Source organism: Mesorhizobium sp. LSJC280B00 (assembly GCF_000502835.1).
Taxonomy (GTDB): Bacteria; Pseudomonadota; Alphaproteobacteria; order Rhizobiales; family Rhizobiaceae; genus Mesorhizobium.
This window is the reverse complement of record NZ_AYVL01000002.1, coordinates 222,304-239,478: the sequence shown is the minus strand read 5'-3', so window position 1 is coordinate 239,478 and position 17,175 is coordinate 222,304. Positions and strand designations below refer to the sequence as shown.

Sequence of the window (17,175 nt, the reverse complement as noted above, 5' to 3'; positions counted from 1 at the left end):
CTCTCTCAAAACCGGGGCGGAATGTAAAGCAAATAATGCGCTATGAGCATGAAAACATGCGCTTTTTCTTCGTTCCCTACTTGGCCTTGGAGTGACGCCGCCCGGCTATACCCGCCTTGCCATAGTCGAAACGGTTCGCGTTGCTTGTACCTGGCCTGCGCATGCTGCCGCATGCTGGCCTGCTCTACTGCACAACCCTGCGACTCTGCCCACAACTTGACCGCGTGAGCACTTTTCAGCGAAAAGCACTCCCATACCCGATAGCGTCGCACACCATGCCCGCCGAGCTGCAGCAGCTCCGCGCCACCCAGCCCGCCCCTGCCCATGCGTGGTCGCTCTGCTCGAGCATGATGTTGCATGGTCACAGCGCCCCACCAACACGCGCCCACCCTGCCCCGCCTCGCCCCTCGTCCTGCATGCGTGGCGCTCATGGTGGCCTGCGCCTGGCTCGAGCTGCTACCAGCAAAAGCGACTTAGGGACCGTATCAGGGGGCGAGCGCCAGCGGAGCGCAGCCCCGCGGTTATTTACCGACCTTATGCCCTATAGGGGCCTTCCGCCGCTCTGGGTCGAAATGGTGTCAAGCGGAATCGCACTCTGGCCGCTGACTGGCTGAAAATACTTCCCGGACGGAACTCGGACAAATCCCGGACAATTCCGGGACAAACTCGGGACAGCCGGAAAACGGTAACGATCTGGAAAGCCTGTTCGAAAGTCGGGGGGTTGACCGAAGCTCGCAAGAGGGGCAGTTTCTCGCGACCTCCCCCCTCGCGTAGACGCTAAATCCTGCTCAGATGGCTGATCGGGGCGGCGTCAAGCCGACCCCTCATAGAGCTCTATGTTACAGGACTATCTCTGTCCCTGAGATATTGCGTCGACCCTTGATACGAGTCCCTTGTGCGCCAACGCAACGTAACTATGCTGACGGGCATGAACACGGAATTCACGGGCTTCTTAGCAGACGGCAAGCACGCCGCGTGGCGTTCGGTATGGCAGGGAATATTCCTTCTGCCGGCGATTGTGCTCTGGTTGCTCGGTCTAGATTTGCCACCTCCGCTGTTGATCGCAATAGGTGGCGCCCTTTACCTCGTTTCATCGATATTGGGGGCCTATGCCCTGGACAGATGGCAAACACCAGCTGAAAAGGCGGTGGAGGCCTTGATGCAAGATATTGCCTCAACCTCAGATCGCCTTAGCGAGATCGAATCCCAGCTTGCGCGGGCCCATCTGGAAGGTGTCTATGACACAACCGTGGCCCGACTGTCAGAAGCGGTAGATCGACATCGCGCTTATCTGGCCCACCTGGAAACGGGAAGCGATGAACTAATGATGGGTGTCGACCTGACGGCGGTTGTTGAGGCGATTAATGAATGGAACCGTGTGTTTGGGGCCAACCTAGTGGCAAAGGACCTTAAACCCGGCTGCGTCGCGGAGCTGAATGAACTGCGTCTCCAAGTGGAAGCTGGGTACAAGGCAGAACAAGCCAAAGGCCGAACGTTCTAGTGGTGCAATTTAGTTGGGGGTGGCGGCGCGATGAAGATCACCGCCACCTTCCACCAGGATTCGGAGCTCATCCGCTTCCTGCAGAAACTCGAAGGCCCGGAGATGCAGCAGGCCGCCGCTCGCGGTCTGAATGAGCATGCGGGCGAGCAGGCCCGGCAATCTGTCGTCCGTATCGCAGCGACCACCGGTGTTCCGGCCGGGCGCGNAGCATGCGGGCGAGCAGGCCCGGCAATCTGTCGTCCGTATCGCAGCGACCACCGGTGTTCCGGCCGGGCGCGTGAGATCGAAGACTCGAGTGGTCAAGGCGGCGCCAGGACCGAGCATGACGGCAGAGGTCGTCACGGCCGACGTTGCCATCCCTCTCGCCGAATACGGCAACCCCGTCTGGGTTCGAGATCTCAATCCGATGTCGGACGGGAAGTTCGGCGGCTCGGTCAGTTCCATGCGAGGCGCCGAGGCAACCGGATGGAATGTGAGGCGGCAATTTCCGCACTCTTTCATCGCCAATGGCCAGGTGGTCGTCCGCACAACGAAAGACAGGTTCCCGTTGAAAGTCCTCTCCATGGCGGTGCTCGCCAACGAGTTGGCGAAGCCGACGAGGCCGAACGTGCCGGCGTCTGAACGGTTCGCCGCGCTGGATCTCGAAAAGCGGGTCGTGCGGCAGGTAATCAGGACGCTCGGGCTGTAGCATCGTGGGCAGGCCAGTCGGGAAGAAGCTGTCAACTGCGACGGCTATCCCGCCTACCTGCTCGAAAGCCGATCTCGCAAACCTGGTCGGCGTGTCGATCCGCTCGATCACGGATTGGGACCAGAAGGGTGTTTTCCGGCGGGCCGTCGGCCGCGGTCGGTACGAGACGGTCGCTTCGGTCAACGGATACATAGCCGCGCTGCGCGAGCAGGCTGCCGGCAGAGCATCGGCAACTGGCCAATCGCTGACTGACGAGCGCGCCCAGACTGAAAAGGTCATCCGGCAGATCAAGGAACGCGAACTCGCCAAAATGACAGGCGAGTCCATGACACTGTCGGAGATCGAGGCAAGCTGGTCACAGTTTGCCCAGACCATAAAGGCGGCGGTGCTGTCGATCCCTGGCAAGGCACGATCGAGCATTCCGCACCTTACGCCGCATGACGCCGACGTCTTGAAACACATGTGCCGCGATATTCTGCTGGACATGGCCGAAGAGGTCGAGGCTTCGGTAATTTCTGGTGACTCGAGGGAGATCTTGGGTGAAAAGTGATGCCGTGAAGCGCCTTTTTGGCGCTCTCGGCAAGGCGCTTCGACCCCCTGAGATCCTGTCATTTTCGCAGTGGGCGGCCAAGCACTTCCGCCTTTCGGCGACGTCATCGGCTGCGCCTGGCCGCTTTCGGCCATGGAAATTCCAGCGCGGGATCCTGGACGCGATGGGCGACCCGCTGATCGAGCGGGTTTCGGTCATCAAGAGCGCCCGAACTGGCTACACTGTCAGCCTTATCGCGACGATCGGGGCATTTGCGGTCAACGACCCCTGCCCGATCATCCTGCTGATGCCGACGGATGACGACGCTCGGGGCATTGCAGTCGACGAGCTCGATCCGGCCTTTCGCGAGACGCCGGCGCTGCGCGACGTCATGCGAATCGGCCGGTTTGACGGTCGCAACACGCTGACGCAACGAATGCTGCTCGGCGGCGGATCGCTGAAGATCCTGTCGGCCATGGCGCCACGTAACCTTCGCCGGCACACGGCCAAGGTGCTGCTGTGCGACGAGGTCGACGGCATGAAGGTCACCAAGGAAGGTGACCCGATCAAGCTGGGCGAGAAACGGACGACGTCGTTTGCCGATCGTAAGATCGTTGTCGGATCGACGCCGACCGACGAAGCCACGTCGATCATCATCAAGCGCTATGAGGAATCGGACAAGCGGGTTTTCGAGATCCCGTGCGTGCACTGCGACGTGCCGTTCGAATTGATGTGGGAACATCTGGACTGGAAGTCGGGGCAACCCGAAACGGTCGTCTGCATGTGCCCGAATTGCGGCACCGAGATCGAAGAGCGGTTCAAGCCGCAGATGGTCGAGAACGGCGAGTGGCGCGCGACCGCGCCGCACGTCAAGGGCCACGCTGGCTTCCGGCTGAACGCGCTGATCTCGCAGTTCGCCAATGCGTCATGGCCGAAGCTGGTCGAGGAGTATGAGAAAGCGCTGAAGGCCGGCGCTTCCGACATGCAGGTGTTCTACAACACCGTGCTCGGCAAGGTTTGGTCGACCGCGATCAACTATGTCAACGAGAACCAGCTCCTCGCGCGCTGCGAAAACTTCGGCATCGCGTGGGATCATGCACAATCGGCATGGCGTCAGGATATTCCCGAAGATGTCGCCTACATCACGGCCGGCGTTGACGTCCAGGTCGACCGCCTCGAGGTGGTGCTGGTCGGCTGGTCGCGCAACCATCGTTATGTGCTCGGCCATCTCGTCATCCGCGGCTCGGCGCTGCTTCAAACCACATGGGACGAGCTCGATTCGCTCCTCATGACCGTCTGGAAGCATCCGCTCGGCGGTGAGATCGGCGTCGAGGCAGCCTGCGTCGACTCGGGCGACGGCAATATGACCCAGCGGGTCTACGACTACTGCGAACGGACACAGGGCAGGAAGATTGTCGCCATCAAGGGCGACGACGGTCCTCGGCCGGTCCTGAAGGCGAGCACGACGCGGCGGCGCAACCGCTCGGCGACGCTCTACATCGTCGGCGTCGACCAGGTGAAGACCGACATCCTGGTCTCTTTGCCACTGGAACCCCACGAGCAGCAGTCGTTTCGCTTCGGCAACGTGCTGACAGAACAGTACTTCATCCAGCTCACCGCCGAGCGGCGCGAACTGAAATACGGGAAAGACGGGCGCCCCGAGATCATTTTCGCCCGCATTGGGAAGAGAAAAGCCGAGGCGCTGGACTGCACCGTTTATGGGATCGCGGCAAAACAACTTTGCCGCTTCGATTTTGACAGTCGCTACGAAGATCTGAAGGGCAAGCCGAACACTCGGCCGAGCCTGAAAGACAGCGTGAAGCGGCTCCACGGCTAGGATCATCATGGGCATGCTCGAACGTCTCAGCCGGCCTTTTCGGTCGAGCGCGGCCGTTCCGAAGCCGAAAGCGGCGTATTTTCAGAGCGAAAGGAGCCCGTTCCTCGTCGGCTGGAACCCGCAGTTGCGGGAACAGCAGCAGGACGTCCAGGCATCGTGGGAAAAAGCCGCGGCGCGGTCTATATCAGCGATTCAGAACTCCGGGTTTATGTCCGGCATCGTCGAGGTCTCATCTGGTGGAGTCGTCGGCTCCGGTTTGCGTATGGCAAGCCGCCCCGACGCGGATGTGCTCGGCTGGAAACCGGAATTTGCGACGAAATGGGCTCGCAACGTCGAGACCCGATTCCGCGCGTGGGCGAACAATCCGCGTGAATGTGACGCCCAAGGCCAGATGAACTTCAGCCAAATGCAGCAGGCGGCTTACGCCTCCTACATGGGGCATGGCGAGATCCTGGCGCTGATGCCGATGATACGCCGCGAAGGCAGTGCGTCATTGACCAAGGTGCTGATGACGCCGCCGACGCGGCTGGTCAACTGGACCGACTACACCGGCGGCATGATCCAAGGCGTCAAGGTCGACGCGTGGGGCCTACCGATCGGTTACCGGCTTCGCGAGCGTGAGAACCTGCTCGGCTGGCGCGAACGTGACATTCGCGCGCTCGACGCAGATGGCAGGCCGAATGTGTTGCACATCAAAGACCCGACGATCGCCAGCACCCGCGGCATCGGTCCGTTCGCGTCGGTATTGAAGGTTGTCCGCCAGGTCGACCAGTATTTCGACGCCAACCTAACCTCGGCGATGATTCAGACCATCTTCGCCGCGACGTTGAAGACCAACATCTCTGGCGTCGCCGCCTACGACGGGCTGTTTACCCAGCAAGATCGGGTGAACGGCGGCGCGGTCGACATGTCCGCCTCGGCATTCTCAAACATCAAAGGCGAATGGTACGACGGCGCCAGCATTGATCTGTCGCAGCACGGCCGCATCGCCCACCTGTTCCCGGGCGACGAACTCAATTTCACCGAGGCGAAGCAGCCTGGCCAGCAGCTCGACCATTTTCTCGGCTGGCTGCTGCGCGAGATCGCTCGAGGTGGCGGCGTCACCTACGAGAGTGCGACCGGCGACTATCGCGGGGCCACCTATTCGTCAGTCCGCATGGCTGGCGCCGTCGAATGGCTGACCGTCATGCGCCGACGCAACAACCTAATCGTGCCGTTCTGCAACATGGTGTTTCTGTGGTGGCTGGACGAGGAGATCGCCACGGGGCGCATCGAATTCCCGGGCGGGTATCACCGCTTCAAAGAGATGATGGCCTTCGCGGCACGCGCGACATGGACCGGGCCGGCCAGGCCGCAGGCCGACGATTTCAAGACCGCTCGCGCTTACCAGGTCCGCAAGGACATGCAGGCAACGACATTGTCGGAGATCGCTGAAGAATACGGGCGCGATTGGGACGACGACGCTCGCCAGCGCGCGGCCGAAAACGCGCTGCACGACGAGCTCAACCTGCCCAAGCCGTGGGCGGCGACCGATATCCTGCAGGTCAAGGGTGGTGAGGAAGCTGCGCTGGAAGAGGCGAAAAACGCTGGGGCGCCGCCTGATCAACCCAAAAAGGCGGGCGCCGCGGCTGAAGACGACCCGGATTCGTCGCTGGCCGCGGAACTCGACGACGATCTCGAAGCAAAACTGGACGAGGAATAGGCCGTGGCGATCGACTTCGACCTGATATTCGGCGTCGAGGAGTACGACCCGTGCATTGCGCTGGTCGCGCTTCGCCCCGCCTATATGAAAGCTTCGGTCGGTGGCCAAGTCACGGAAATCACCTTCCGTGACCGAACAGTGAAGTACAGCGCAGGCGACTTCGCGATGTTCGGTGCCCTGATTGCCCGGCTCGAGTCGGAATGCGCGGCCAAACGCGGTCGAGGACCGACCAGATTCGCCATCACCGGCGGCTATCGCCAGGACACCTGGCCTGGGCGGAGGATCAGATGAACATCGTCGAAGCCGCGATTTCGGCGCCATGGGCAATGCTGCCCGAGCGCGTCGAGGAACTTGTTGCCATTGCCTCGCGCGAAAACTCGACGACGCCGGAGGCCCTGGAAGCTTATCGATCTGCCCGGGCCGACAACGGAGAGAGGCTGAAGATCCGCGAAAATGTTGCGATCCTCGACGTCTCCGGTCCGCTGTTCAAGAAGGCGAACCTGTTCGTCGCGTTCTCTGGCGCAACGTCCTACGAGATCCTACGGCGTGATCTGCAAGCGGCACTCGACGACAAGACGGTTGACGCGATCATGATCAACGTCGACAGCCCAGGCGGCGAGGCCAATGGCTGCGACGAACTGGCCGCAGCCATCTTCGCCGCGCGGGCCAAGAAGCCGGTTACGGCTTATGTCAGCGGCATGGCAGCGAGCGGCGGTTACTGGATCGCGTCCGCAGCCGACAAAGTCGTGGTGAGCGACCTGGCCGTCCTCGGCTCGATCGGCGTCGTGCTCGGCATTACCGATCGCAAGAAGGCCGAAGAAAAAGCCGGTATCAGCAGGCTCGAGTTCGTCTCGTCGCAGTCGCCAGGCAAACGGCCGAACGTCGAGACCGATGAGGGCAAGGCTCGCATTCAGAAGATGGTCGACGACCTCGCGAGTGTTTTCGTCTCGGCTGTCTCAAAGCACCGCAACGTGACGCCCGACACCGTCATCAAGAAATTCGGCGGCGGAGGCGTTGAGGTCGGCGCCAATGCCGTCGCCCTGGGAATGGCCGATGAAGTCGGCCAGTTCGAAGCGGCGTTCGCCGCACTTTCCACCCGCGGCAAAAACCGCCGCTTTCAACGCTCCGGAGGATCCTTCATGAGCACCACCGAAACGGCTGACATTGCCAAGATTCAGGCGGAAGCCGCAGCCAAGGCCAAGTCAGACGAACGCACCCGCATCTCGGCAATCACCGGCACCGAGGCGGCCAAGGCGCATCCAAAGCTGGCAAAGTTGCTGGTCGACGCCGACCTCTCGTCCGAGACCGCGATTTCCTTCCTGAATGCCGCTGCCGAGGACACCAAGGCGGCTGTTGACGCCAAAACACCGGCGGTCGATCCCGCCAAGGCGGCCGCCGATGAAGCCGCCGCCAAGGCGAAGGCGTTCGAAAAGAAGAAGGCGGAGGCCGGAGCTCTCGGCCTCGGCACCCAGGACTCGACCGAGGCCAGCGCCACGGTCGCCGCCGGCTGGGGCAAGGCTGTCACCAACGCAAACCGCCGCGTGAACTGAAGCCCGTTCCACCCGGTCATCCCAACTTCCATAACGGAGTTTTCAAATGGTAACCGTGCTTACGGAAGGCCTCCATCCCGGTGAGGCCATCATGAGCGAGGCTCACTGGCACCGCTCGCGCGAGGCCGTGAAGATCGCGTTCTCGCAGACCATCGTCGCCAACAGTCTGATCGCAAAGAAGGCTGTTGTCGCCGATATCGTCGCCACTGCGGCGGCCGACGCGGGCAACACTGCCGGTGGAGGCGCGCTCACCCTCGCCAACCCGGCGGTCTCTTCGAAGGTGAAGGACGGCGTCTACAACGTCATCTGCACCGAACCCGCGACCAACGCCGGCACCTTCGAGGTGTTCGACCCCTCGGGCAAGTCGATCGGCAAGGCCACGGTTGGCGTCGCCTTCACCAAGGAGATCAAGTTCACGATCGCCGATGCGACGGACTTCGTGGCTGGCGACCGCTTCACCGTCACTGTGGCGGCCGACGGCGTCGACTATGAATGGGTTGCGTTCGACCCGACAGCCACCGACGGCGCCGAGATCCCCGGCGGCTACGCGATCTATCCGGCCACCACGCCGGCGGATGCTCGTATTGGCATCGCGGCGATCGTCCGTGAGGCCGAGCTGAACGGCAACTGCATCGCCTGGCCGGCCGGCATCACTGCTGGCCAGAAGGCGGACGCGACGCAGGAACTCGAGAAGCTTCAGATCATCCTCCGCAACTAGCGTTCCCGGCGGGTACGCCCGCCGGCTCTTAACCGCGGCGCCGCCGCATCGGTCCATCAGCCCTGCCATCCGCAGGGCTTTTTTGTGGGAAAAACACAATGTCTGTGCTCGATATCTTCGACCAAGACGCATTTTCGGTCACGACGATGTCCGATGCGATGCGTGAACTGAAATACGTGCCGAGCTTCATCAGCAGCCTCGGTCTCTTCCAGACGACCTCGATCGACACCCTCGACGTGGTCATCGAGAAGGACAAAGACCAGAACGTCTTCCTCGTGCCAGCCTCGCCTCGCGGCGCGCCCGGCAAGACGTTCGGCAGGAATCGCCGTGCCATGCGCAGGCTCGGCGTGCCTCACTTCCAGGTCGACGACGCCATCTACGCCGACGAGGTGCAGAGCGTGCGCGCGTTTGGCCAGGAAAGGGCCGTCGAGACCTTCCAAAACAAGATCGCCAATCGCGGCGCCGAGGTCCGCCAGTCCTTCGCACTGACCGAGGAATACCATCGCCTCAGCGTCATCACGAAGGGTCAACTCCTCGACGCCGACGGTTCTATCCTGTTCAACTACTACACCGAGATGGGTGAGGCGGTGGCAGCGGAGGTCGATTGGGACCTCGACAATGCCGCGCCTGCCGACGGCATCCTTCGCAAGAAGGCGACTGCCCTGACACGCTCGATGGGAACAACCCTGGACGGCCTTCCCTACTCCGGTGTCATGGCACTTTGCGGCGACGCGTTCTTCGACGATCTCATCGCGCACAAGGAAGTTCGCGATACCTACAAGAACATCGCCGAAGCGATCACGCTCCGCCAGGCCTACATCCAGAACAACAATGGCAGCGTCCAGCAGGGTGTCTGGGGTTCCTTCACCCTTTTCGACATCACCTGGGTCAACTACCGCGGCGGGCAGACGATCGGCATCGACACCAACGAAGCCAAGTTCGTTCCGCTCGGCGTTCCCGGCCTCTTCCGCTCGGTCTACGCTCCGGCCGATTATATCGAGACCGTCAACACCATGGGGCTCGAGATGTACGCCAAGCAGTGGCAGATGCCGAACGACAAGGGTGTCAACCTGGAATTCCAATCGAACGTCCTGCACTACTGCACCCGCCCGCGCGTGCTCATGCGCGCCCGCCGGACCTAAGTCGTCCTCCCAGATGACAACGCCGTTCGCGGATCTGGAAACGCTGGTTTCGGCCGAGGTCGACGCGCTCATGGGTGAGCCCACGCGCGTCGCTCGAAAGGTCGCAGGCCAGTATTTCTCCCGGTCCGCGGACGGAGGTCGCGCCGACATCGATGTCGTCGGCGTGGTCGACTACAACCCGATCATGGCCCGTCCGAAGGACCAGGGCCAATACGATGGATTTCAGCCCGGTCTGGCTGCCGACAAGATCCATGTCTCCTACACGGACTCGCGCTTCGCTACCCGCGACGCGTGGCCGGTTGACGGTGACGAGATCTGGCTGCTCGACCCGACGCGGTCGGGCGTGAAGCTGCGCGTTATCCGCACGGATCCGGACGAGCTCGGCCGCATCGTTTGCATCTGTGTGCCGGCATGAGCCTTATCAGTCTCGCCACGCGCATTATGCTGGCGCGGCTTCTCGCCGGCCGGACGTGGGCGCAGGACCAGATTTACGATCAGCCTCTCGACCCAATCACCGAGACCCTGCGCGCGGCCAATGCGAAACCAAGGCCGGTGATTGCCATCTACACCGGCGAGGCGAAAGGCAAGCCAGTTGGACTCGAGACGCAGGGCGGCTGCCAGATCGTCCGCACGAACATCTACGTGTATCTGCCGCCGTCGAAGATAGAACTGCCCGACTCGGTCACGTTCGAGATCGACAATGTCGGGGCCGGCTTGGCGCTCAACACGATCGGCCGGCAGATCGACGCGGCGATGCACTATGGCGTGCCGGCTTGGGTGAAGGTCTGGCGTCGGTTCGTGCTCAAGATCGACGACAAGGTGAGCCGCTTTGTGCTCGTCGAGATCCAGGGCGGGGTGAAGATCCCATGCATGGAGATCGTCTATGAACTTGATTGCGTCGCCGACGCCGACTTCGGCAGGCCGCTCTATGGTGCCTGGCTGGAAATGGACGCGCTGCTGCGCGCCGATGGCGCCGGCTCCGAAGGCGAGGTCCTGGCCGACCACATTAAAGGACTGGTCGAAGACCCGGCAGGACTGCACGACTACGAGCTGTTCCAGACGAATTTTGGCCTGACCGATGCGGCATTCGAGGCGACCGGCCTCGCGCCGCTGTCGGGTTCAGTGGACGAAGGCGATGGCAGCGTGCCGGACCTCGAGGACGTCGACGCGCCGCAGCAAGGCGAGATCGTTCCGCCTCAGCAGGTGCCATGAGCCTTCACCGCGTTCTGCGCTCCGTATTTGAGCGGCTGCAGGAACATGAACGGCGGCTGGCCGGCAGCCATTGGGTCGGGAAGGTCAATGATGTCGACGCCACGAACCATCTGGTGCGCCTAGTCCTCGGAAAGGATGATGACGGAGACAATGTGCTGTCGCCATGGGTTCCGGTCGGTCAAGTTGCCGGGGCGTTGAAGCTGCACAGCATGCCGTCGCTCGGTCAGGTGATGGTGATCCGGTCAGAGGCCGGTGATCTCGAGCAGGGCATGGCGGAACCTTATCACTGGACGGACGAGAATCCCTCGCCGTCGCAGGATGGTGGCGAGCACAAGCTCACGTTCGGGGACGTCACCATCACCCTGGTGTCCGGTGGCCTGAAGTTTCAGGTCGGCGACACGACGGTCGAGATATCGGGCTCGAAGCTCAGTGTCCAGGCAGACGAATTTGTCACGCACGGCTCGTCGATGAAGCACAATGACAAGGAAATCGGCGACACCCACAAGCACGGCGGCGTCGAATCTGGCGGTTCGGACACCGACGTGCCCGTATAGGAGGATCACATGAAAAAGGCCTATTATCCAACTGCTCTGGCCGGCAAAACGGTCGCCGGCGTTCCCAACCCGGGCGAAGGAATACCGATCGCGCTGACCGAGGCGCAGGCCGAGCACGCTCTCCGGCAGGGCTACCTCACCGAGGAAGCCCCCGCAAAGTCGGATGACGCCGCCAAGAAGGCGAAGAAAGCCTGACCGTGGCAGGCATCGACGCGACGAGCGGAGCCGTCCTCGACGGCTTCCCGCACGTCGAGCAGAGCCTCGGCAAGATCTTTACCACCTTTCAGGGCGAGCGCGCGATGCGCGAGTGGTTCGGCAACCCCGGGCTGCGCCTCTTGGGCGAGAATGCGACATCGCGGACCATCCTGCTTTGGTTCAACGTCCTGTGGATGCTGGTCGAGCTGTTCGAGCCCCGCTTCAAGGTCGTCCAATTCGTCGTCAACGACGTCAACCGGCTCGGCTACGGCGATTTCACCATCAACGGCAAGCACCTGCCGTATGGCCATCTCGATTGGGAGCAGGCCAGGCTCTTCGTCTCGATCGACGGCGGGACCGTCACCCTGAAACCTTCGATCTGAGGCTCATAGATGTCGCTCGACTTCTCGACGCTGTCCGCGCCAGCGATCATCGAGACGTTGGACTTCGAAGCAGTCGTCGATGCTCTGGTGGCCGACGTGATCGTGCGCTTCACCGCCGCCGGCGTCGACTACGACGTGGGCAACCTCGAAACCGATCCGGTGAAGATTATCCTCGAGGCTGCGGCCTATCGTGAGGTTCTGCTGCGCGCCCGCGTCAATGACGCGGCGCGGGCCAATCTGGTCGCCTTCGCGACCGGATCGGATCTCGATCACCTGGCCGGTTTCTACGATGTCATCCGGTTGACCGGCGAAACTGACGAGGCTTTGCGCTCGCGCGTTGTCCTGGCGATCCAGGGCCGGTCCCCGGCCGGTCCGGAAGAGCGCTACATGTTCGTTGCCCGATCGGCCGACGTGCGGGTCAAAGAGGTCCGGGTGTACCGGGTCGATGGCGGTCCGAACATACGGATCGCGTTGCTGTCGTCGGACAATGGTGGTGTTCCGGATGCCGCGATGCTGGCGGCCGTAACCTCGGCAGTGTCAGCGGCAGGCGTGCGCGTGGTCAGCGACGTGGTTGAGGTTCTAGCGGCCACTCAGGTCACATCCAACATTGCCGCGAAGGTTTGGCTGCTGCCCGACACGCCAATGGCTGTCTTTGACGGCCTCGAGGCAGCCTTGCGGGCGGCATGGTCTGCCGAGGGCGGCATCGGCTTCGATCTCAATTCTTCGTGGATCGCGTCGAAGCTGCACGCGGTCGGTGTCGCAAAGGTTGAGGTGACGGCTCCGGCAGCCTCCGTCGTCGTCGACGGAAACACTGCTATTGCCATCGGCACGGTCGCGCTCACATTCTCGGGTCGCCAACGTTGATGGCTGACCATCTGCTGCCAGGCAACGCGACCGCGCTCGAGCGGTCTGTCTCGGAATCGCTCGACCGTCTCAGCTATTTCGGACCGACGATCGACGCCGGCCGTGGCCTGAAGTACCAGCCGGTCCTGCCGGCAAGCTTCGCACCGTGGATCGTCGCGGAGTATGGGCTCGGCCCGATATCGTCGTATTTCAACGACGCCAACATGCTGATCGCTGCTGGCATTCCATGGCAGCGGATCCGCGGCACACCGCTTGCCGTCGCAACTGCCCTTGCCTGGCTGCAATATATCGACCTCGACATTGACGACCAGAAGGCGGCGCGACGGAACTGGAACCGCTACCAGATCGGAATGGGCCGGGTCCCCGACATTGAGTTGCCGGTCCTGCTCGACGCCGAATACCTGGCCGGCCTGTCGGATCCTGCCCGGTCGTTCTTCTTCAGAGGCTGGCACGGCTACGACTTTCGCACCCTTGAATGGGCGCAGGGTCGCTGGGGGGACGCCATCTGGGGCGACGACAGCGGTGCTCGAGTCGACGGCGGCTCGGTCAAATGGAGCCACGGCGAGGATGATGCCGGCTCTATCGTAGCCGGCCAACCGCAACGGATTACGCTCGGCGTCGACGTGCATGAGGGCGACGAGCTCGAATGGGGCGACTTCCCTTGGGATGCCCCTGGCATTTCGTGGGACGGAGTCGAGGACGTTGCCGCGTTCAAGGCGTTCCTGATGCTGCGGCTGCCGGTCTATGTCGGCTTTTACAACAGCGGCGGCGAGGCGATCGGCTACCGCCGACCACTTTCGTTCCAGGACGTCACGAGTATCGACGCCGTCGGCGAGACGATCACGTTGCAGGTCGAGTGCCGGACCGGTTTCGGCGATGGCGAAGGCCAGACGGCGGCAACTTGCGCCCTCGTCTTCCGCGCCGGCAACGCCGACGCGGCGAAGCCAGGCAAGCTTTGGCTGGCACCGGACGAGATCGTTTTCGACGATGGCTTCTACGCGGCCGACATGAAGATCGGCTCGGTGCCGCTCGACTTTACCTTCCGCCGCACCGTGCGGCAGCACGTAACGCTCACATTGGAAATCTGAACCCATGGCGCTTGACGACTATCGTCCGTTCGAGGCCTTCCCGGACATCTATGACCGTTCGCGCGCTTCGGCGCTGCGCGAGCGCGTCTACATCCGCGAAGGCAAGTTCGCGCAAGGGGCTGAGATCAACGAAGCGTTCTCGATCGAGGGGCGCAAGCGGACCAATATCGGCAACCTCATCGCCAGAGATGGCGACCGCGTCAGCGGCTCCGACATCATCGTCGACGTCGACGCTACTACCGTCACTCTCGCCGCCGGCCAGATTTACATTCGCGGCGACGTCCGCTCGGTCCCTGCCGCGGTTCTCACTGCCGTTGCGATGACCGGTGATGTCGTCATCGGCGTGAGAGCGCTGTCGACCGTCGTCACCCACGAAGAGGATCCGACGCTTCTCGGCCTACAGGAAGGCACGGCATCGTTCGAAGAGGATGGTGCCGTTCGCGAGGTGCTGTCGCTGTCATGGGGCTGGGACGGCGACGGCGAGGATGGCGACCTCTACAGGGTCTACCAGCTTCGCGACGGCTTTGTCGTCGACCAGGTCGCCCCGCCCAGCCTGTCCGGCTTCAATCAGGCGATCGCTGTCTACGACTATGATGCCCATGAGAACTACATCGCACGCGGCTGCCGGGTGACGCCGCTCGGGCTCACCACTGGCAAGCAGTGGTTCTCGATCGAGGAAGGCACCGCCAACATCCTCGGCTACAAGCGCACCCGCAATACGGCGACTCGCTATGGCGAGCTAGAGGCGCCCGACGTGCTCAACATCGCGTCCGAGCCGCACACCTTCGCCGATGCAGGCAGTGGCACCGCCGTCATCGCGCTCAACCGGACGCCGATCAATTCGGTGTCGACCGTGATCGTCGAGAAGGAAACGACCGAAACGGTTCTTCGCGGAGCCGTGGCCGGAACAACCGATCTTCTCGGCCACGCCGGCGTCACCTCGATATCCCTGGTCGAACAAGGGGCGACCACATATGCGGTGACGACCGACTATCTCCGGACCGGAGATCGTGTCGATTGGGCGCCTGGCGGCGCCGAGCCGGCCGGCGGGTCGTCTTACGACGTGACCTATCGCTACCTCGAAGCCGTCGTTCCGGATGCTGTCAGCGCGTCTGGCGTGACGATTTCCGGCGGTGTAACCGGCGGGGCCATCTTCGTGACCTACAGTTACAAGCTGCCGCGCTTCGACCGCATCTGCCTCGACCGCAACGGCCTGGTCGTCTACCTCAAGGGCGTCGCCGCGATCGAGCAGCCGCAGCCACCGGCGACGCCGGCGACACTGCTGTCGCTTTGCGTGGTCGAGAATGATTGGTTCGGCACGCCCATCGTGCTCAACAACGGCATCCGCGCCTATCCGTTCTCGACCATCGATCGCATGTACAATCGCCTGGTCGACGCGCTCGACCTGATCGCGCTCGATCGCCTGCAACTCGACATCTCGTCGCGCGAGCCGGTCGCCAAGAAGGGCGTCTTTGTCGACCCGTTCAACGACGATCGCTATCGTGACGCTGGCGAAGCACAGAACGGCGCCGTCTTCAGCGGCTCGTTCCAGATCCCGATCATGCCGACCTTCGAGGAGATATCGCTCGCCGGCGCGCAATATCTCAACTTCACCGAGGAGCTCGTCGTCGCACAGGAAGCCGTGACCGGCTGCACCAAGATCAATCCCTACCAGGCCTTCGCGCCCCTGCCGGCGAAGATGACGATCACGCCATCGCAGGATTTCTGGACCGAGACGCATACCGACTGGCTGTCGCCGGAAACGCAGGTCTTCGGCCAGGGCAACCGCAGTCGGGTCACCACGACCGAGATCATCTCGTCTACGCGCGAAGTGACGGCCCGCTTCCTGCGGCAGATATCGGTAGCCTTCGTCATCGACGGCTTCGGTGCCGGCGAGACGCTGGCCAGCCTCACCTTCGACCATCTGGACGTGACGCCAGCAGGCCCGCTGGTCGGCGATGCCAATGGACGTGTCACCGGGACCTTTACCATTCCGGCCAATGTTGCGTCCGGCACCAAAGATGTATCGGCAGTCGGCGGCGGCGACTCGACGGCGCAGTCGCAGTTCACCGGACAAGGTCGGATCGAACTGATCACGAACCAGCAATTGACTACGGTCCAGCGCTTTCAGGAAGCTCCGGCTCGAGGTGGGCAGAGGCAGGATAGCGACGGCGGTCCCGGTGGTCGCGGCAACACCGACCCGGTGGCGCAGTCTTTCCAGTTTACGGAAGGCCGCCACATCGCTTCGATTGATGTGAAATTCTGCGCCATTGGCGACGTCAACCAGCCGGTGCTGTGCGAGATCGTGGCGATGGACAATGGCTATCCGACCACGGATGTCATTGCCCAGACCGAAACCGACATGCATTCGGCGCTGATCGGCACCTGGCACAAGTTCACCTTCGACCCGCCTGTCTTCGTGCCGCAGGGGCAGGAAACCGCCTTCGTGCTGAAGACCAACGATCCCGACCATTCGGTCTCGCTGGCGGCGCGCGGCGGCTTCGATGCTGCCCGGCAGGAATTCATCGGCGCCCAGCCTTATACGGTCGGCGTCCGCTTCTCCTCGTCGAACGCGTCGACCTGGACCGCGCATCAGGACGAGGATCTGACGTTCCGCATCAACGGCGCCAAGTTCTCGCCAGTCTCGAAGACGGTCGCGCTCGGCACGATCGCCGCCTTCGACCTGTCCGACTTCATCGCCGAGGCGCAGGTCTTCCTGCCCACCGGCGACACGCGGCTGCTGTTCGAGATCGAGCCGGAAGGCGAGCAGCCGGTCCGGGTGGAACCCGGCCAGGTATGGGAGCGGCAGAGCTTCTTTTCCGGCAATGTCGCGCTGCGCGCCGTCCTGACCGGCACCGAGAAGGTGTCGCCGATCATGGGGCGCGACGTGCTCGCCATCCTCGGCACCATGCAGGCGTCAGGCGTCTATGTCAGCCGCGCCTTCGCCATGGGCACGGCAGTCAGGCTCGATGCGGTGATGAAGACCAAACTGCCGGTCGGCTCGACGCTCGTCGTTGAGAACGACGCGGCGGACGACGTGTTCCAGGTCCTGCCGCAGGTCTCAGCCGAGGCACTTGCCGACGGCTCACTCGAAAGGACGTTCTCGGATGCAAGCTACACCGCAGTCCAGGGCCGCATTCGCTTGACGCTGACCGGCACGCCGGCGGCGCGGCCATCGGTCAATGACCTGCGCGCGTTCTCGATCTGAGGCT

At 62.7% G+C, this 17,175-nt stretch carries 18 protein-coding genes; 17 read left to right on the top strand and 1 reads right to left on the bottom strand.

Annotated elements, in window-relative coordinates; translation table 11 throughout:
- The first annotated feature begins 928 nt into the window (after positions 1-928).
- Positions 929-1,501: a hypothetical protein gene (locus X773_RS43380; RefSeq protein ID WP_156937268.1), complete on the top strand. Its 573-nt coding sequence runs from the start codon at positions 929-931 to the stop codon at positions 1,499-1,501.
- Between the two features lie 9 nt (positions 1,502-1,510).
- Here X773_RS43380 and X773_RS76185 read toward each other — a convergent pair whose 3' ends face one another.
- Positions 1,511-1,660, bottom strand: a complete 150-nt coding sequence (locus tag X773_RS76185; protein ID WP_156937267.1) for a hypothetical protein — start codon at positions 1,658-1,660, stop codon at positions 1,511-1,513.
- Between the two features lie 163 nt (positions 1,661-1,823).
- Between X773_RS76185 and X773_RS43375 the strand changes: the two genes are divergently transcribed.
- From X773_RS43375 to X773_RS43315, 16 genes are all read left to right on the top strand, one after another.
- Positions 1,824-2,189 (top strand): hypothetical protein, encoded by a 366-nt coding sequence (locus X773_RS43375; protein ID WP_156937266.1) that lies wholly within the window; start codon positions 1,824-1,826, stop codon positions 2,187-2,189.
- Positions 2,190-2,193: 4 nt separating this feature from the next.
- Complete coding sequence (locus X773_RS73555) at positions 2,194-2,739, top strand: hypothetical protein (RefSeq protein WP_023674556.1); 546 nt, start codon at positions 2,194-2,196, stop codon at positions 2,737-2,739.
- Complete coding sequence (locus X773_RS43370) at positions 2,729-4,555, top strand: terminase gpA endonuclease subunit (protein ID WP_023674555.1); 1,827 nt, start codon at positions 2,729-2,731, stop codon at positions 4,553-4,555. The genes X773_RS73555 and X773_RS43370 overlap by 11 nt, the downstream gene beginning before the upstream one ends.
- A 13-nt stretch (positions 4,556-4,568) precedes the next feature.
- Positions 4,569-6,257, top strand: coding sequence for a phage portal protein (locus X773_RS43365; protein WP_198023519.1), 1,689 nt, complete (start codon positions 4,569-4,571; stop codon positions 6,255-6,257).
- A gap of 3 nt (positions 6,258-6,260) precedes the next feature.
- The gene (gene gpW / locus X773_RS43360) at positions 6,261-6,548 is read left to right on the top strand and encodes a gpW family head-tail joining protein (protein WP_023674553.1); all 288 of its coding nucleotides are present in this window, start codon (positions 6,261-6,263) and stop codon (positions 6,546-6,548) included.
- Positions 6,545-7,807 carry a S49 family peptidase gene (locus X773_RS73550; RefSeq protein WP_023674552.1) on the top strand — a complete coding sequence of 421 codons (1,263 nt, stop codon included), beginning with the start codon at positions 6,545-6,547 and terminating at the stop codon, positions 7,805-7,807. The genes gpW and X773_RS73550 overlap by 4 nt, the downstream gene beginning before the upstream one ends.
- A gap of 46 nt (positions 7,808-7,853) precedes the next feature.
- Positions 7,854-8,525 (top strand): head decoration protein, encoded by a 672-nt coding sequence (locus X773_RS43355; protein ID WP_023674551.1) that lies wholly within the window; start codon positions 7,854-7,856, stop codon positions 8,523-8,525.
- 98 nt (positions 8,526-8,623) lie between these two features.
- Positions 8,624-9,667: a major capsid protein gene (locus X773_RS43350; RefSeq protein WP_198023518.1), complete on the top strand. Its 1,044-nt coding sequence runs from the start codon at positions 8,624-8,626 to the stop codon at positions 9,665-9,667.
- Between the two features lie 13 nt (positions 9,668-9,680).
- A complete protein-coding gene (locus X773_RS43345; RefSeq protein WP_023674549.1) occupies positions 9,681-10,082 on the top strand; it encodes a hypothetical protein in 402 nt (133 codons plus the stop codon).
- A complete protein-coding gene (locus tag X773_RS43340; RefSeq protein WP_023674548.1) occupies positions 10,079-10,879 on the top strand; it encodes a hypothetical protein in 801 nt (266 codons plus the stop codon). The genes X773_RS43345 and X773_RS43340 overlap by 4 nt, the downstream gene beginning before the upstream one ends.
- Complete coding sequence (locus X773_RS43335; RefSeq protein ID WP_023674547.1) at positions 10,876-11,433, top strand: phage baseplate assembly protein V; 558 nt, start codon at positions 10,876-10,878, stop codon at positions 11,431-11,433. The genes X773_RS43340 and X773_RS43335 overlap by 4 nt, the downstream gene beginning before the upstream one ends.
- 9 nt (positions 11,434-11,442) lie before the next feature.
- A complete protein-coding gene (locus X773_RS43330) occupies positions 11,443-11,628 on the top strand; it encodes a hypothetical protein (RefSeq protein ID WP_023674546.1) in 186 nt (61 codons plus the stop codon).
- 2 nt (positions 11,629-11,630) lie between these two features.
- Complete coding sequence (locus X773_RS0137150) at positions 11,631-12,011, top strand: GPW/gp25 family protein (RefSeq protein ID WP_023674545.1); 381 nt, start codon at positions 11,631-11,633, stop codon at positions 12,009-12,011.
- Between the two features lie 9 nt (positions 12,012-12,020).
- Complete coding sequence (locus X773_RS43325; protein ID WP_023674544.1) at positions 12,021-12,875, top strand: baseplate J/gp47 family protein; 855 nt, start codon at positions 12,021-12,023, stop codon at positions 12,873-12,875.
- Positions 12,875-13,963, top strand: a complete 1,089-nt coding sequence (locus X773_RS43320; RefSeq protein ID WP_023674543.1) for a phage tail protein — start codon at positions 12,875-12,877, stop codon at positions 13,961-13,963. Before X773_RS43325 ends, X773_RS43320 begins: the two co-directional genes overlap by 1 nt.
- Positions 13,964-13,967: 4 nt before the next feature.
- Positions 13,968-17,171: a DUF4815 domain-containing protein gene (locus tag X773_RS43315; protein WP_023674542.1), complete on the top strand. Its 3,204-nt coding sequence runs from the start codon at positions 13,968-13,970 to the stop codon at positions 17,169-17,171.
- The last annotated feature ends 4 nt before the right edge of the window (positions 17,172-17,175 follow it).

Bases quoted from the DNA above. Each gene is read 5' to 3' on its own strand.
- X773_RS43380 (WP_156937268.1), top strand. From the start codon at position 929: ATGAACACGGAATTCACGGGCTTCTTAGCAGACGGCAAGCACGCCGCG.
- X773_RS43375 (WP_156937266.1), top strand. From the start codon at position 1,824: ATGACGGCAGAGGTCGTCACGGCCGACGTTGCCATCCCTCTCGCCGAA.
- X773_RS43365 (WP_198023519.1), top strand. From the start codon at position 4,569: ATGCTCGAACGTCTCAGCCGGCCTTTTCGGTCGAGCGCGGCCGTTCCG.
- X773_RS73550 (WP_023674552.1), top strand. From the start codon at position 6,545: ATGAACATCGTCGAAGCCGCGATTTCGGCGCCATGGGCAATGCTGCCC.
- X773_RS43355 (WP_023674551.1), top strand. From the start codon at position 7,854: ATGGTAACCGTGCTTACGGAAGGCCTCCATCCCGGTGAGGCCATCATG.
- X773_RS43350 (WP_198023518.1), top strand. From the start codon at position 8,624: ATGTCTGTGCTCGATATCTTCGACCAAGACGCATTTTCGGTCACGACG.
- X773_RS43345 (WP_023674549.1), top strand. From the start codon at position 9,681: ATGACAACGCCGTTCGCGGATCTGGAAACGCTGGTTTCGGCCGAGGTC.
- X773_RS43340 (WP_023674548.1), top strand. From the start codon at position 10,079: ATGAGCCTTATCAGTCTCGCCACGCGCATTATGCTGGCGCGGCTTCTC.
- X773_RS43335 (WP_023674547.1), top strand. From the start codon at position 10,876: ATGAGCCTTCACCGCGTTCTGCGCTCCGTATTTGAGCGGCTGCAGGAA.
- X773_RS43330 (WP_023674546.1), top strand. From the start codon at position 11,443: ATGAAAAAGGCCTATTATCCAACTGCTCTGGCCGGCAAAACGGTCGCC.
- X773_RS43325 (WP_023674544.1), top strand. From the start codon at position 12,021: ATGTCGCTCGACTTCTCGACGCTGTCCGCGCCAGCGATCATCGAGACG.
- X773_RS43320 (WP_023674543.1), top strand. From the start codon at position 12,875: ATGGCTGACCATCTGCTGCCAGGCAACGCGACCGCGCTCGAGCGGTCT.
- X773_RS43315 (WP_023674542.1), top strand. From the start codon at position 13,968: ATGGCGCTTGACGACTATCGTCCGTTCGAGGCCTTCCCGGACATCTAT.